Below are 14,998 nucleotides of genomic sequence, written 5' to 3'. Positions count from 1 at the left end.
ATGGCCACCAAGCAAATGCGACCGGGCTTCTCCGACCAGATCATGGGCCTGGTCAAATCACTGCGCACCGACGCCCCGGACTGCCTCGCCTCCGGTGCCGTCGACATGTCGACGGGCATGCTGCTCTCCTACGAGACCGTCGACAACCACCCGCCGGAGGTGCTGGACCTGCTCGCGGGCGCGACGCTCGACCTGTTCCAGGGGCGCACCGTCCAGATGATCGAGGACGTCTTCAAGGAACGCCGCGGCGTCGAGACCGACCAGCACTTCTTCCAGGAGATCCTCGTCAACAGCGAGAACCTCACCCATCTGTTCGTGCGCATGAACGACCAGCAGGACGTGGTGGCCGTGGTCGTCTGCCGCAAGGCGGTGAACGTGGGCATGCTCTTCGCCCAGGTCCGCCGCGTGGTGCGCGAGTACAGCATCTGAAACGCGCGCGGGTGGCCCTCCCGAGAGGAGGGCCACCCGTCGGCGGCGCGCGACGCGGGCGCGGGCTACTCCGTGCGCAGACCGTCCGGCCGCATCAGGCGGATCAGCGGCGGCAGGCTGAGCAGCGTCACCAGCAGGACGACCCCCGCGCCGATGCCCGTCATCGACAGCATGCTCGGCCAGTCCACCCGCACCGGCGTGTCCGTCATCTTCAGCAGCACCGTGCCGAGGGTGAGTCCCACCACCGAGGCGAGGGCGAGCCCGAGGGCGATCGGGATCGCGGTCTGCCACAGCACCGACAGGCTCAGCGTGCGGCGCCGGGTGCCGAAGGCGACCAGCGACGACAGCAGTTTCTTGCGCTCCCGCAACTGTTCCAGCTGCGAGACCAGCAGGCTCGCGCCGATCAGGAAGAGCACGCAGGTGGCGCCGACGAACAGTCCGGTGCGGATCGAGGTGAACCGTCGGGACTGCTCGCTGGCCGCCCAGGTCATCGCCTCCGCGAACGGGCCGATCGTCGCGGCGGTGTTCCGCACGTTCTCGTTCACGTCCGGCACCGAGCGGTCCAGCCTGAGGTAGACCTCCCCCTGCAGCGCGCCCGCCGCGCTGCGCGGCAGCGCGCCCCGGGTGACCAGGATGCCCCCGCGGTTGTAACCGGTCGGATCCTCGCGGCCCTCCACCTTGCGGATGGTGCGCGGCAGGGTGAAGGGGGCCTCGGACGCCACGCCGCCGTTGTAGCTCGGGTCGATGTAGATCGTCCGGCCCGGCCGGGCCAGCTTCGGGGTGTCTCCGTCGTACTCCGCGTGTTGGACCGCGAAGACGTCACCGTCCTTGCAGGTGGGCAGTTCGGCCACCTCGCGCAGCGCGGTGCAGTCGCCGACCGTCACGGCCGCCGACAGCTCGGCCTCCTTGCGCCGCTCACCCGCGTAGGCGGACGACAGCGCGATGACCTTGCGGACGCCCTTTGTCCGCCCGAACTTCCCGGCGGCCTCGTCGAGCGGTACGTCGCCCGGCACGGTGACGGACATCTGGGCCCGTGAGAGGTCCTTCGCCGACTCCTTCGTGTAGTCCCCCTCCACACCGGCGAACAGCATCTGCAGCGCGATCGCACCGGCCACCGCCACGGCGATGCCGTTGACCATGCGGGCCGCGGTGCCACTGCTCAACTGGAGTCGGCGGATCGCCAGTTGCCAGGCGACCCCGCCCGCGTTCAGCCGGGAGACGACCGCCTCGACGACCCAGGGCAGCAGGGCCGTCACGCCGACCAGCAGCAGGATGACACCGCCGATCACCATGGACTCGTTGAAGTTCCCGTTGTTCCGCCCCTGCCCGATCATCGGGTAGAGCAGGCCCAGTCCGCCGAGCGGCAGCAGCAGCCGCCACCACAGGCGGCGCTTCGGGGGCCGCGCGGTGCGCACCACGCCCAGGGGTTCGATGACGACCCCGCGCAGTGCGAAGAGGGTCACGCCGACGGCGGCAGCCGGGACCGAGACCGCGACCAGGGCGACCAGCGCCGGCGCGGGGTTGAGGTCGCTCGGGAAGACACTGATCTCGAACAGGTCGATCAGCCCGGCGAGTTGGCGGCCGAGCAGGAAGAACCCGGCGCCGAGGACCAGACCGAGCAGGGCTCCGGCCATGGCCTCGCCGGCCGCGACCCGGCGGGTCATCCGCCCGTCCGCGCCGACCAGCCGCAGCGCCGCGAGCCTGCGGTCGCGCCGCTCGCCGCCGAACCGCACGGCGGCGGCGATGAAGACACCGACCGGCATGAGCAGCACGACGAAGACGATCAGGATGAGCAGCAGCAGGACCGGGTCCAACGAGTCGGAACGGTCCTTCGAGCCGAACGCGTCGATGCGCTCGATCCGCCCGGACTGCTTGCCCGCCACGGACAGGCTGTCGCTGCCCGCGTAGTAGGCGAGTTCGTACGGTCCGATCAGCCCGGCGTCCGCGATCGTCCCGGTGACGCGATAGGGCAGGCGGTCGCGCAGCAGCGCTCCGTCGGCGGACTTCAGCAGCCGGTCGAGGGCGGGCGAGACGACCATCTCGTCGGGGCGGGGGAACGCCCGCAGGCCCGGCGGCAGCGGGGCGTGGGCCCCCTCGCGTCGAAGGAGCCGGCCCCGTACGTCGGCGGAGCGGTAGGTGGTGTCGGTGCTGCCGACGAGGAGGGTGCGGTCCGACTTCTTCATGACCGTCGAGCGGAAGGTCATGTCGTTGCGGTCGCGCTCCCGGTCGTGCCGGGAGGACAGCGCGCTCGGGATCGCCGTGGTGAGCAGCAGCAGCGCCACCCCGAGGCCGACCCCGACGGCCGTGAGCAGCGCACGCACCCAGGCCTCGCGGCCCCCGGTCAGCGCGAACCTGGCGCCCATCCCGAGGTCGCGGGACCACTGCGGAAGCCTCGGGGCGGTGCGGGCCGCCCCGGTGGGGGCGGCGGGGGACGGGCGGTCACTCATACGATCCGCTCCATGTCCCGGGACTTCCCGTCGCGTACGACGATCTCGCGGTCCGAGTAGGCGGCCACGCGTGCCTCGTGCGTGACGAGCACGACGGCGGCGTTGGTCGAGCGGGCGGCGTCGGTCAGCAGCTGCATCACGCGCTCGCCGTTGAGCGAGTCGAGCGCGCCCGTCGGCTCGTCGGCGAACAGCACGCGCGGGCTGGTGACCAGCGAACGGGCCACGGCGACGCGCTGTCCCTGGCCTCCGGAGACCTCGCCGGGCCGCTTGCCCTTGACGTCGTCGACCTCCAGGCGCTCCATCCAGGTGAGGGCCGCGCGCTCGGCCTCCTTGCGGCCGCTGCCGTTCAGCCGCAGCGGCAGCGCGACGTTCTCGACACAGGTCAGCTCCGGGACGAGCTGGCCGAACTGGAAGACGAAGCCGAACTCGGAGCGCCGCAGCGCACTGCGCTGGGCGTCGTTCATCGTCGCCATCTCGCGGCCGTTGTACGTGATCGAGCCCGAGTCGGGCGTGACGATGCCGGCGAGGCAGTGCAGCAGGGTCGACTTGCCGGAGCCGGAGGGACCCATCACGGCGACGACCTCGCCCGGGTGGATGGAGAACTCGGCCCCGTCCAGAGCGGTGGTCGGACCGTAGGCCTTGCGCAGCTCCGACGCGGTGAGCAGGGAGCCGGGGGGAGGAGTGGTCGAGGTCATCGGCTCGTCACCGCCTCGGCGAGCTTGTCGAGCCGCGCGGCGGTCAGTTCCAGCCAGCGCAGGTCGGCTTCGAGGTGGAAGAGCGCGTGGTCGCAGATCAGCTGGTCGGCCAGGTCGCCCTTGCGCTTGCGTTCGGTGAGCATGCGCATCATGCGCAGGTGCTCCGAGCGCTGGGTGTCGAGGATCTCGCTCGCGTCGCGGTGCGTCAGCAGGGCGAGGACGATCTTCGTGTAGAGGGTCGACTGGAGGTAGGGCTCGGGCTTCTCGGGCGTGGCGAGCCACTGCTGGACGTCGGTGATCCCGGCGTCGGTGATGGCGTACCGCTTGCGCTCGGGACCGCCGCCCGCCTCTATGCCGTCGACCTCGACGAGGCCGTTCTTCAGCAGCCGCGACATCGTCGAGTAGACCTGGCCGTAGTGCAGCGGCCGGTCGTGACCGAACTTCTCGTCGAAGGCCCGCTTCAGGTCGTAACCGTGGCGCGGGCCGGACTCCAGGAGCCCCAGGAGGGTGTGACCGATGGACATGCGGAGCACTCTACACAGTGCGTATACATGGCGTGTATACGCATAGTGCAGAGTGCGGGGAGGAGCAGCGGTGAAGGGGTGTCCCGGGGGAGAAGCGGCCTGGTCAGGGGCGATTGTCACGGTTTCGAATCAGGCCGCGGCGCCCCTGGATCGCCAGGCTGTCGGACCGTGCGGAACCCCGGGCCGGGACGACCCCCTGGCCCGCCGGTGCCCGGCGAACCGGGTGGCGAACCGGGGTCTCTCAGCTCTCCGGCTCCCCGGAGACCGGTGGCCGCCCCCGGCGGGGGATGGGGCCCGCGGCGCCGGGCAGACGCCCGGCCTCGCCGAGGGCGCGGCGCAGCAGGAACTCGATCTGCGCGTTGGCGGACCGGAGTTCGTCGCCGGCCCAGCGGGCCAGCGCCTCGTACACCAGCGGATCGAGCCGCAGCAGCACCTGCTTGCGCTGCTGCTGCGGTCGACGCGGCGGAGTTCCCTCCGTGGGAGGCGTCACTGGTAGAGGGACCCCGTGTTCAGGACGGGCTGCGCCGCGCGGTCACCGCACAGCACCACCATCAGGTTCGACACCATCGCCGCCTTCCGCTCGGAGTCCAGCTCCACGATGTCGCGCTCGGTGATCCGGGTGATCGCCGCCTCGACCATGCCGACCGCGCCGTCCACGATCTGCCGCCGGGCCGCGACGATCGCTCCGGCCTGCTGGCGCTGGAGCATCGCGGAGGCGATCTCGGGAGCGTACGCGAGATGCGTGAAGCGCGACTCGATGATCCGCACGCCGGCGGCGGCCACGCGCGCGTGCAGTTCGACGGCGAGCTTCTCGGTGATCTCCTCGGCGTTGCCGCGCAGCGACAGGCCGTCCTCCTCGTGCGCGTCGTAGGGGTACTCGATGGCGATGTGCCGGACCGCCGCCTCGGTCTGCGTGGAGACGAACTCCCGGAAGTCGTCGACCTCGAACGTGGCCTGCGCGGTGTCCTGCACGTTCCAGACGACGACCGCGGCGAGCTCGATCGGGTTGCCGTAGGCGTCGTTGACCTTGAGGACGGCGGTCTCGTGGTTGCGGACGCGGGTCGAGATCTTGGTCCGGGACGTGAGCGGGTTCACCCAGCGCAGTCCGTCCTGACGGATCGTGCCGCGGTAGCGCCCGAAGAGCTGGACCACGCGGGCCTCGCCCGGTGCGACGGTGTTCAGTCCGCACATCGCGAAGAACGCACCGACGGCGACCACGACGCCCAGGATGATCAGCGCCGCCTGCGCGCCGCCGGACCGGACGACCCCGCCGCCGACGGCGCACAGGGCGGCGCCGAGAAGCAGGCCGAGAAGGCCGAGGAGCAGCGCGAGCCCCCCTCCGATGCTGTGCGCGGTGAACTCCCGCACGTGCGGCGCGGGCATCTCGGGGAGGTCGGCCGGTGGCGTGGGGTCCGGTGCGCCCGGGGTGGGCGATGACGCGTGGGAAGCGTGTGACGACATGGTGGGTCCCCCGTCTCGTACGGCATAGCTCCGGTCTAGCTAAGTGATATCACTTTACCCCGCATCGCAACCTTCGACGCCTCCCGGTCGTCGGTTTTGTTGGGGCCCGTGCGGAGGGCGTGCTGATTGTCACGTCCGGAAAAGACCGGATCGGCGGCCCTTTGTCATAGCGCGCGGTGTTAGCTTGCTGAGCTGACCTGAGCGACGAACGTGTGTGCCACACGAGAGTGAAGCGGAGCGGATCGACCCATGGGACGAGCGGAAGAGAGACGAGCGCGGCAGGCGCAGGGCCGCCGCGCGGCGCCCAAGCGCTCGTCCGGACACGAGTCGGCGGTCCCCGGTGCCGACGCGAAGGCGGGCGGCAAGCCCCGCCGCACCGGCATACGCAGGTTCGTGAACTGGAAGACGATCCTCGGCACGTTCCTCGGCGTCTGCCTGCTCGGCATGGGCGCCTTCATCGTGCTCTACATGGTCGTGTCCGTGCCCGAGGGCAACGACGCCGCGCGCCAGCAGAGCAACATCTACGAGTACGGCAACGGCCAACCCCTCGCCCGCACCGGAGAGGTCAACCGCGAGATCGTCGACCTGTCCAAGGTGCCGAAGGACGTCCAGAAGACGTTCGTCGCCGCCGAGAACAAGTCCTTCTACAACGACTCCGGCGTCGACCTGAAGGGCACCGCCCGCGGCCTGCTCAACACCCTCTCCGGCAAGGGCAAGCAGGGTGGCTCGACGATCACCCAGCAGTACGTCAAGAACTACTACCTCAGCCAGGACCAGACCGTCACGCGCAAGCTGAAGGAAATGGTCATCTCGCTGAAGGTGGACCGCCAGAAGTCCAAGGACTACATCCTCGCGGGCTACATCAACACCAGCTACTACGGCCGCAACGCGTACGGCATCCAGGCCGCCGCGCAGGCCTACTACCGCGTCGACGCGAACAAGCTCAGCGTCGAGCAGGGCGCCTACCTCGCCTCGCTGCTCCAGGCGCCCAGCCAGTACGACTGGGCGGTCGCCACGGACACCGGCAAGCGGCTGGTGCAGGCCCGCTGGAACTACACCCTCGACAACATGGTCGAGCAGGGCTGGCTCGACTCGGGCGAGCGGCAGGGCATGAAGTTCCCCAAGCCCAAGGACCCGCAGGGTGCGCCGGGCATGGAGGGCCAGACCGGCTACCTGGTGACCGAGGCGCAGAACGAACTGGCCCAGCAGCTCGTCGCCCAGAACAAGGCGGCCGATCTCGACGACGCCAAGGCGCTGGTCGACGCGGGCGGCTGGACCATCAAGCTGAACATCGACAAGAAGAAGCAGGCCCTGCTCGAGAAGACGGTCAAGAAGCAGCTCACCAGCAAGCTGGACCCGAAGAAGCGCAAGGTCGACGCCAACCTCCAGGCCGGTGCCGCGTCGGTCGACCCGAAGACCGGCAAGGTCGTCGCGATGTACGGCGGCCAGGACTACTTCAAGCACTACGTCAACAACGCGACCCGGCGGGACTACCAGGCCGCCTCGACGTTCAAGCCGCTGATCTTCGCCGCGGCCCTCGCCGAGGAGGCCAAGACCCGCTCCGGCAGGCCGATCACGGCGAACACGATCTACGACGGCACCAACCGCCGTCCGGTCGTGGGCAGCGACATCGCCTTCGCGCCGCCGAACGAGGACGAGCACAGCTACGGCGACGTGACCGTGCAGACCGCGATGAACAAGTCCATCAACGCCGTCTTCGCCCAGATGGGCGTCGACGTCGGCATGGACGAGGTGCTGAAGGTCGCGGGCAAGCTCGGCATGAACACCAAGGGTCTCCAGGCGGTGCCCGCCCAGACCCTCGGCTCCATGGGCGCGAGCCCGCTGGAGATGGCGGGCGTGTACGCGACGCTCGACCACCACGGCAAGAAGGTCACCCCGTCGATCCTCGCCTCGGCCGAGCACAAGGACCTCACGGTCGAGACGCCCGACCCCATCGGCGAGCAGGTCATCAGCGAGGAGGCCGCCGACACCGTCACCTCGGTGCTGACCGGCGTGGTCGACGACGGTACGGCCCGGGTCTCGGTGCGGGACAACCCCTCCCGTGACGGCCAGCAGGTCGCCGGCAAGACCGGTACGTCCGACAACAACAAGTCGGCCTGGTTCACCGGCTACACGCCGAACCTCGTCACCTCGGTCGGACTGTTCGGCGAGGACGCGAAGAACCAGCACCAGGTCTCCATGAAGGGCGCCACCGGTCTCTTCGCCGAGGGCGGCCGTGTCAACGGCGGTGGCTTCCCGGCGCAGATATGGGCGGCGTACACCTTCGGCGCGATGGACGGCAAGGTCAGCAAGTTCGACCTGGACACCACCTCGGGCGCGGCGGTCCAGCCGACCGACACGCCGACCATCAGCCAGTCGCCGTCCGACACGCCGTCGTCGACGCCGACGACCGAGGAACCGTCGTCGGAGCCGCCGTCCAGCAGCAGCCCGCCGTCGCCCTCGGACAAGCCGACGACGACCCCGCCGTCGTCACCGCCCCCGTCCACGCCGTCGCAGACCCCGACCGGCCAGCTCCCGGACAACCCGTTCGGGCAGGACGACCAGAGCCAGGGGCAGTAACCGCCGGCACCACGCGGCAGGCGGCAGGCGGCAGGCGGCACGCGAGAGGGGCACCCGGATCTCCGGGTGCCCCTCTTCGCTCTTCTCCGCTACGTTTCCGCCACGGATCTCAGCCCCTGTTCAACTCGAACCAGACGACCTTGCCCGTGCTCAGCCGGGTCGCACCCCACCGCCGGGCCAGCTTGTTCACCAGGTACAGCCCGCGGCCGCCCTCGTCCGTGGCCCGTGCCTGCCGCAGCCGCGGCAGCTGCGGCACGTCGTCGCCGACCTCGCAGCGCAGCACGTCCGTCCGCAGCAGCCGCAGCGTCACCGGCCGCGACGCGTAGCGCACCGCGTTCGTCACGACCTCGCTGACCAGTAGCTCGACCGCGTCGGTCATGTCCTCCATGTCCCAGCGCGCGAGCGCCCGCCGGGCCAGCCGCCGCGCCCGGCCCGGCGCCGCGTCCTCCGGCTCCAGGAACCAGTACGCGACATCGCTCGGCGCGATCCCGTCGAACCGTGCCGCGAGCAGCGCGATGTCGTCGTCCCGGTCACCCGGGCCGAGCATGTCGAGCACCTCGTCGCAGAGCGCCTCCAGCGGCGGCGGATGATCCGGCCCGGTCAGCGCGGCCGTGGCGGCGAGCTTCTCGCGCAGCTGCTCTATCCCGGTCCAGACGTCCCGCAGCCGCGACTCCACCAGACCGTCCGTGTACAGCAGGAGCGTCGCCCCCGCGGGCGCGTCCAGCTCCACGGCCTCGAAGTCGACCCCGCCGACCCCGATCGGGGCACCCGGCGGCACCCGCAGCACCTCGGCCCGCCCGCCCAGATGCAGCAGCACCGGCGGCGGATGGCCCGCGTTGGCGATGGTGATCCGGTGCGACACCGGGTCGTACACCGCGTACAGGCAGGTCGCCATGCGGTCGGTGCCGAGCCGCTGCGCCTGCTCGTCCAGGTGGTGCAGCACCTCCTGCGGCGGCAGATCGAGCCCCGCGAGGGTCTGCGCCGTCGTCCGCAGCTGGCCCATGATCGCCGCCGACGTCATCGAGTGACCCATGACGTCGCCCACGACCAGGGCGACCCGGCTGCCCGGCAGCGGGATCGCGTCGTACCAGTCCCCGCCGACCCGCGCGGTCTCCGCGGCCGGCAGATAGCGGGACGCCAGCCGCACGCCCGTGGGCCGCGGCAGTGTCTCCGGCAGCATCGTGCGCTGCAGCTCGTCGGCGATGTACGCCTCACGGCCGTACAGCACCGCCTTGTCGATCCCGAGCGCGCTGTGTGTCGCGAGCTGGGCGGCGACCAGCAGGTCGTCCGCCTCGAACGCGATCCGCTCCGGCCGCCGCAGGAACAGGGCCGCGCCGATCACCCGGCGCCGGCCGCGCAGCGGCGCGAGAATCGCGCGCTGCCCGCTCGGGACCGCCAGATCGTCGCCGAGCAGCTCCGGCAGCGCGGCGCGGGCGGCGGGGGCGTCGGCGAACACCGGCCGCACCCCGCGCAGCACCTCGGCCAGGGCGCCGCCCGGGCGCACCTCGCACAGCTCGGCCGTCATCGCCGACAGGTCACTGGGTTCGGGACGCGCGAGAGGCAGGAAGCCGCCCTCGGTGTCCCGCTCCTCGGGAATCCGGTCGGTACGGCGCAGCCGCAGCACCAGCGGTCCCGTCGGCCGCTCGTCGCCGACCGGCAGCGGATCCCGCAGATAGACGAGGATCGCGTCCGAGAACGTCGGCACGGTCGCCCGGCACAGCCCCATCACGATCTCGTCGAGGTCGATGCCCCGGGCGATCCGCCGGGTCGCGGCGCCCACGAACCGCAGCCGGTCCCCGTCCCGCCGCATCGGCATCGGGCCGCCCTGCGGCAGGCTCTGCCCCGTACGGCGCTCCTTGCCGCTCCGCGCGGAACGGTCCTGCTCCGCGTCCGGCTGCACCGGGATGCTCTCCGGCGCGGGACGCGGCCGGTGCGGGTCCGGCTCGGCGGCCGAGGGCTGGGAGTGCTCCGCGCCACCACCGGGCGCGGCCGGCGACGGTGCGTCCGTGCCGGAGCCCGTGCCGGGGGAGGGCGAGGACAGGCCGGCGCCCGCGGGCGCCTGACCGCCGGCCGCACCCTGCTTGCCGCAGGGCGTGGCGGTGCCGGCACCGCGCGACGCGTCACCCGCGCGGGCCTGAAGAGGTAAGGCGCCGGACCCGGGCTGCGGGGACGGCTGGTCCGAGGTACGCAGGAGTGCCCCGCGAGGGTCCGCGGGGGCGGCCGGCCGGCCGGCGCCGCTCTGCCGGCGCTCGTGCGAGGTGGGGTGCTCCGTCACGCGTGTCGAGTCCATCCGTCCGGGGCTGCGCGCCGTGCGCGCAGTTCGTCCCGCAGCCCCGATACCCGGAATGTGTGCCCCAGGAACGGATTCTGCGTGTCGTCAGGTGCGGAACCGTTGGCGGGGACAGCCGACGCATGGCCGGGAACGGCCCGCGGACGGCCGGAAACGGGCCACGCCGACCGCGGCGTCAGAACCGGAGTTCCCGCCCGCACGACCGTCGTGGCGCCACCGCGCGGGGCGTCCGGACCTCGGCCGGCCACGCCGCCGTACCCCTCGTACCCCTCGCTCACGTCCTGCCGCCCCTCGGTGACATATGGTCAAGCCCGGCTCATCATGCGGGAGTTGTTGCTGCCGTGCGCCCTTGCGGAAGACGATCCTACGGTTGTACCACGGGGGCGCATCAAGGGTCTCATGAGGACACGTGCGCGGGCGTACGGTCCCAGTCATCCGGCAGAGCGGGAACCGGCCACGCCGGATCGGGCCTCCAGTGCTGCCATCCGTCCGAGAACGGCGTCCCCCACGCGCGGATCACCTCCACCGCCGACCACCCCGCCTCCCGTACCCGCGCGGCCAGTTGAGCATCCATCAGGCCGGCCCGCTGCGCCATCGCGAACTCGTCCTCGTCCAGCCAGTGCCAACTCCGGTCCGGATGCACCGAGATGTCGAGGAAGTGGTCCTCGGAGTCCACCCCGTCCGCCCAACGCGCCAGCGGAGCCTCCAGGTTCACGTACCAGTTCTTGAAACGCCAGCCCGGCTCCCAGAAAAGCCACACCGACCAGGGATCGCCCGGCCGCGCCAGCTTCAGCACCCCGGTCCCGAACCACCGGTCGCGCCGCACCGTCCGCGGCTTGGTGTAGCGCGACTCCAGCGGCTCCCCGTGCACCGGCGACCCGTCGGCGAGCACCGGCTTCACGCACTCGGTGCCCGGCGCCAACCACACCGCGAGCAGCTCGGCGTCGTCCCGTACCACCGTCACGGGGCGGCAGATGTGGACGCGCTCCCCGGCGTTCTCCCGGTACCGCCAAAGGATCTGGTGGCCGGGCTCCCAGAACGCCGCCGGCCCGCCCGCTTCCGCTCGTCTCACCGCTCCACCGTCTGCCATGAACAGATATTAGGTGCCCCAGGCATGCGACGCTGCGGCACGCGTCACGGTTCCCGCCGCCGCCGGGGACCTGTTACGGAGGCGTCATCAGGTGTTTCTCCCCGGCGGCGGGCCGTTACGGACGCGTCATCCGCAGGACATCCAGCGCCTCGTCGAGCTGCTGCTCCGTCAGGTCCCCCCGCTCCACGTAGCCCGACTCCAGCACCACCTCGCGGATGGTCTTCCGGTCCGCCAGCGCCTTCTTCGCCACCTTCGCGGCCTCCTCGTACCCGATGTACTTGTTCAGCGGCGTCACCACCGACGGCGAGGACTCCGCGTACTCCCGGGCCCGTTCCCGGTGCGCGACGATCCCGTCCACCGTGCGGTCGGCGAGCAGTCGCGAGACGTTCGCGAGGAGCCGCACCGACTCCAGGACGTTCTTGCCGATCACCGGCAGCATGACGTTCAGCTCGAAGTTCCCGGCCGCGCCCGCCACGGCGACCGTCGCGTCGTTGCCCGTCACCTGCGCGGCGACCATGAGCACCGCCTCGGGAATCACCGGGTTCACCTTGCCCGGCATGATCGACGAACCCGGCTGGAGATCCGGCAGGCTGATCTCGGACAGCCCGGTGCGCGGACCCGACGCCATCCACCGCAGATCGTTCGCGATCTTGGTCAGGCCGACGGCGATGGTCCGCAGCTGCCCGCTCGTCTCCACGATCCCGTCGCGCGCGCCCTGCGCCTCGAAGTGGTCGCGGGCCTCCGTCAGCGGCAGCCCGGTCGCCTCGGCCACCTCCGCGATCACCGCCGCGGAGAACCCGGGCGGCGTGTTGATGCCGGTGCCCACGGCCGTGCCGCCCAGCGGCAGTTCCGCCAGCCGCGGCAGTGAGACCCGCAGCCGCTCGACCCCGTACCGCACCTGCGCCGCGTAGCCGCCGAACTCCTGGCCCAGCGTCACGGGCGTGGCGTCCATCAGGTGGGTGCGGCCCGACTTCACCACGTCGGCGAACTCCTCCGCCTTGCGGCCGAGGGCGGCGGCGAGGTGCTCCAGTGCGGGCACCAGGTCGCGGGTCACCGCGGCGGTCGCGGCGATGTGGATCGAGGACGGGAACACGTCGTTGCTCGACTGGGAGGCGTTCACGTGGTCGTTCGGGTGCACGTCCCGGCCCAGCCGCTCGGTCGCGAGCGTGGCGATGACCTCGTTGGTGTTCATGTTGGAGGACGTCCCGGACCCCGTCTGGAACACGTCCACCGGGAACTGCTCGTCCCAGCGCCCCTCGGCGACCTCCGTCGCCGCCTCCTGGATCGCCTCGGCGACGTCCTTGTCGATCACGCCCAGTTCGCCGTTCACCTTCGCGGCGGCCGCCTTGATCCGGGCGAGGGCCTCGATGTGCGCGCGCTCGATGTGCTGCCCCGAGATCGGGAAGTTCTCCACGGCGCGCTGGGTCTGCGCCCGCCATTTCGCGTCCACGGGCACCCGCACCTCACCCATGGAGTCGTGCTCGATCCGGTACGCGCCTTCGCCCTGGCCATCTGCCATTGGTGACACCTCCATGGGGGACAGCATCCAGGAGACGACGGGTGTTCCCGCCCGGGCACGCGCGGGCACGCGGAAGCCTGTCCGGGCGCCGGCCCCGGACACGACGAACGGCCGCCTGCTCGGCGGCCGTTCGTAGCGCCCGTGGGAAGCCCCGCAGTCCTGCGGGAAGCTCCAGGGAGGCGGCTACGACGTCACTCGTGACGCCGTGCGCGTCGCACTACGCGAGGCCGGGGCCCCGCACCGGGATGGACGTGAACGTGGGCGCGGGCGCCGGGTCCTGGAAGAAGTCGTTTCCCTTGTCGTCGACGACGACGAACGCTGGGAAGTCCTCGACCTCGATGCGCCAGACCGCCTCCATGCCGAGTTCCTCGTACTCGACGACCTCGACCTTCTTGATGCAGTCCTGGGCGAGACGGGCGGCGGGGCCGCCGATTGAGCCGAGGTAGAAGCCGCCGTGCGTGTCGCAGGCGTCGGTGACCTGCTTGCTGCGGTTGCCCTTGGCCAGCATCACCTTGGAACCGCCCGCGGCCTGGAACTGCTCGACGTAGGAGTCCATACGGCCGGCCGTCGTCGGGCCGAACGAGCCGGACGCGTACCCCTCGGGCGTCTTGGCCGGGCCCGCGTAGTACACCGGGTGGTCCTTCAGGTACTGCGGCATCTCCTCGCCCGCGTCCAGCCGCTCCTTGATCTTGGCGTGCGCGATGTCGCGCGCCACGACGAGCGGGCCGGTGAGCGAGAGCCGGGTCTTGACCGGGTGCCGCGTCAGTTCGGCGAGGATGTCGTCCATCGGCTGGTTCAGGTCGATCTTGACGACGTCGCTCGCGTCGTCGAGGTGATCGTCCGTCGTGTCCGGCAGGAAGCGGGCGGGGTCGGTCTCCAGCTGCTCCAGGAAGACGCCCTCGGCGGTGATCTTCGCGACGGCCTGGCGGTCGGCCGAGCAGGAGACGGCGATCGCGACCGGGCAGGACGCGCCGTGCCGGGGCAGCCGCACCACGCGCACGTCGTGACAGAAGTACTTGCCGCCGAACTGCGCGCCGATGCCGATCTTCTGCGTCAGCTCGAAGACCTTCTCCTCCAGGTCCTTGTCCCGGAAGCCGTGGCCCAGCTCGGAGCCCTCGGCCGGGATCTCGTCCAGGTAGTGCGCGGAGGCGTACTTCGCGGTCTTCAGCGCGTACTCGGCGCTGGTGCCGCCGACGACGATCGCCAGGTGGTACGGCGGGCAGGCGGCCGTTCCCAGGGAGCGGATCTTCTCCTCCAGGAACTTCATCATGGAGCCCTCGTTGAGGACCGCCTTCGTCTCCTGGTAGAGGAACGACTTGTTGGCGGAGCCGCCGCCCTTGGCCATGAACAGGAACTTGTAGGCGCCGCCGTCGGTCGCGTACAGCTCGATCTGCGCCGGCAGGTTCGAGCCGGTGTTCTTCTCGTCCCACATGGTCAGCGGGGCCATCTGCGAGTAGCGCAGGTTCAGGTTCTTGTACGCCTCGTAGATGCCGCGCGACAGGGCCGCCTCGTCGCCGCCCTCGGTGAGCACGTTCTGCCCGCGCTTGCCCATGACGATCGCGGTGCCCGTGTCCTGGCACATCGGCAGGACGCCCGCGGCCGCGATGTTCGCGTTCTTCAGCAGGTCGAGCGCGACGAACTTGTCGTTGCCCGACGCCTCGGGGTCGTCGATGATGCGGCGCAGCTGGGCGAGGTGCGCGGGCCGCAGGTAGTGCTGGATGTCGTGGATGGCCTCCTCGGCGAGCTTGCGCAGCGCCTCCGGCTCCACCTTGAGGAACGTGCGCCCGTCGGCCTCGAAGGTGGAGACACCCTCGGAGGTCACCAGCCGGTACGGGGTGGTGTCCTCTCCCTGGGGGAGCAGATCGGTGTACGCGAACTCAGGCATCTCGCCCATTCCTCACTCGACAGACAGCGGCGTGCCTCCATTGGCAGCGTCCACCAGCGTAGGACCTGGCACGGGTGC

At 71.0% G+C, this 14,998-nt stretch carries 11 protein-coding genes; 2 read left to right on the top strand and 9 right to left on the bottom strand.

What is annotated here, in order from left to right; genetic code table 11:
• Window positions 1-429: a hypothetical protein gene (locus AB0C62_RS16720; protein WP_362973731.1), complete on the top strand. Its 429-nt coding sequence runs from the start codon at window positions 1-3 to the stop codon at window positions 427-429.
• 65 nt (window positions 430-494) lie between these two features.
• Here the strand turns inward: AB0C62_RS16720 and AB0C62_RS16715 are convergent, their stop codons facing one another.
• From AB0C62_RS16715 to AB0C62_RS16695, 5 genes are all read right to left on the bottom strand, one after another.
• Complete coding sequence (locus tag AB0C62_RS16715) at window positions 495-2,876, bottom strand: FtsX-like permease family protein (RefSeq protein WP_362973729.1); 2,382 nt, start codon at window positions 2,874-2,876, stop codon at window positions 495-497.
• Window positions 2,873-3,571: an ABC transporter ATP-binding protein gene (locus AB0C62_RS16710; RefSeq protein ID WP_081219154.1), complete on the bottom strand. Its 699-nt coding sequence runs from the start codon at window positions 3,569-3,571 to the stop codon at window positions 2,873-2,875. Before AB0C62_RS16710 ends, AB0C62_RS16715 begins: the two co-directional genes overlap by 4 nt.
• Entirely contained in the window at window positions 3,568-4,095 is a 528-nt protein-coding gene (locus AB0C62_RS16705) for a PadR family transcriptional regulator (protein ID WP_362973727.1), read from the bottom strand. Before AB0C62_RS16705 ends, AB0C62_RS16710 begins: the two co-directional genes overlap by 4 nt.
• A gap of 241 nt (window positions 4,096-4,336) precedes the next feature.
• Entirely contained in the window at window positions 4,337-4,585 is a 249-nt protein-coding gene (locus tag AB0C62_RS16700) for a hypothetical protein (protein ID WP_362973725.1), read from the bottom strand.
• Window positions 4,582-5,478, bottom strand: a complete 897-nt coding sequence (locus AB0C62_RS16695; protein WP_362973857.1) for an SPFH domain-containing protein — start codon at window positions 5,476-5,478, stop codon at window positions 4,582-4,584. Before AB0C62_RS16695 ends, AB0C62_RS16700 begins: the two co-directional genes overlap by 4 nt.
• Before the next feature lie 327 nt (window positions 5,479-5,805).
• On the opposite strand from AB0C62_RS16695, the gene AB0C62_RS16690 reads away from it, so the two are divergent.
• Window positions 5,806-8,136, top strand: a complete 2,331-nt coding sequence (locus AB0C62_RS16690) for a transglycosylase domain-containing protein (RefSeq protein ID WP_362973723.1) — start codon at window positions 5,806-5,808, stop codon at window positions 8,134-8,136.
• 109 nt (window positions 8,137-8,245) lie between these two features.
• Here AB0C62_RS16690 and AB0C62_RS16685 read toward each other — a convergent pair whose 3' ends face one another.
• The 4 genes from AB0C62_RS16685 to AB0C62_RS16670 form a co-directional block, all read right to left on the bottom strand.
• Window positions 8,246-10,426, bottom strand: a complete 2,181-nt coding sequence (locus AB0C62_RS16685) for a SpoIIE family protein phosphatase (RefSeq protein ID WP_362973721.1) — start codon at window positions 10,424-10,426, stop codon at window positions 8,246-8,248.
• A 397-nt stretch (window positions 10,427-10,823) separates the two neighbouring features.
• Window positions 10,824-11,516 carry a DUF402 domain-containing protein gene (locus tag AB0C62_RS16680; RefSeq protein ID WP_362973719.1) on the bottom strand — a complete coding sequence of 231 codons (693 nt, stop codon included), beginning with the start codon at window positions 11,514-11,516 and terminating at the stop codon, window positions 10,824-10,826.
• 115 nt (window positions 11,517-11,631) lie between these two features.
• On the bottom strand, window positions 11,632-13,035 hold the full coding sequence (locus tag AB0C62_RS16675) for a class II fumarate hydratase (RefSeq protein WP_362973717.1): 1,404 nt from the start codon (window positions 13,033-13,035) through the stop codon (window positions 11,632-11,634).
• A gap of 217 nt (window positions 13,036-13,252) precedes the next feature.
• A complete protein-coding gene (locus AB0C62_RS16670; RefSeq protein ID WP_362973715.1) occupies window positions 13,253-14,920 on the bottom strand; it encodes a fumarate hydratase in 1,668 nt (555 codons plus the stop codon).
• Window positions 14,921-14,998 lie beyond the last annotated feature (78 nt).

The organism is Streptomyces sp. NPDC048643, from assembly GCF_040650615.1.
Lineage (GTDB): Bacteria > Actinomycetota > Actinomycetes > Streptomycetales > Streptomycetaceae > Streptomyces.
This window is presented reverse-complemented; position numbering and strand designations above follow the sequence as displayed.

Bases quoted from the DNA above. Each gene is read 5' to 3' on its own strand.
- AB0C62_RS16695 (WP_362973857.1), bottom strand. From the start codon at position 5,478: ATGCCCGCGCCGCACGTGCGGGAGTTCACCGCGCACAGCATCGGAGGG.
- AB0C62_RS16720 (WP_362973731.1), top strand. From the start codon at position 1: ATGGCCACCAAGCAAATGCGACCGGGCTTCTCCGACCAGATCATGGGC.
- AB0C62_RS16675 (WP_362973717.1), bottom strand. From the start codon at position 13,035: ATGGCAGATGGCCAGGGCGAAGGCGCGTACCGGATCGAGCACGACTCC.
- AB0C62_RS16670 (WP_362973715.1), bottom strand. From the start codon at position 14,920: ATGCCTGAGTTCGCGTACACCGATCTGCTCCCCCAGGGAGAGGACACC.
- AB0C62_RS16710 (WP_081219154.1), bottom strand. From the start codon at position 3,571: ATGACCTCGACCACTCCTCCCCCCGGCTCCCTGCTCACCGCGTCGGAG.
- AB0C62_RS16690 (WP_362973723.1), top strand. From the start codon at position 5,806: ATGGGACGAGCGGAAGAGAGACGAGCGCGGCAGGCGCAGGGCCGCCGC.
- AB0C62_RS16685 (WP_362973721.1), bottom strand. From the start codon at position 10,426: ATGGACTCGACACGCGTGACGGAGCACCCCACCTCGCACGAGCGCCGG.
- AB0C62_RS16715 (WP_362973729.1), bottom strand. From the start codon at position 2,876: ATGAGTGACCGCCCGTCCCCCGCCGCCCCCACCGGGGCGGCCCGCACC.
- AB0C62_RS16680 (WP_362973719.1), bottom strand. From the start codon at position 11,516: ATGGCAGACGGTGGAGCGGTGAGACGAGCGGAAGCGGGCGGGCCGGCG.
- AB0C62_RS16705 (WP_362973727.1), bottom strand. From the start codon at position 4,095: ATGTCCATCGGTCACACCCTCCTGGGGCTCCTGGAGTCCGGCCCGCGC.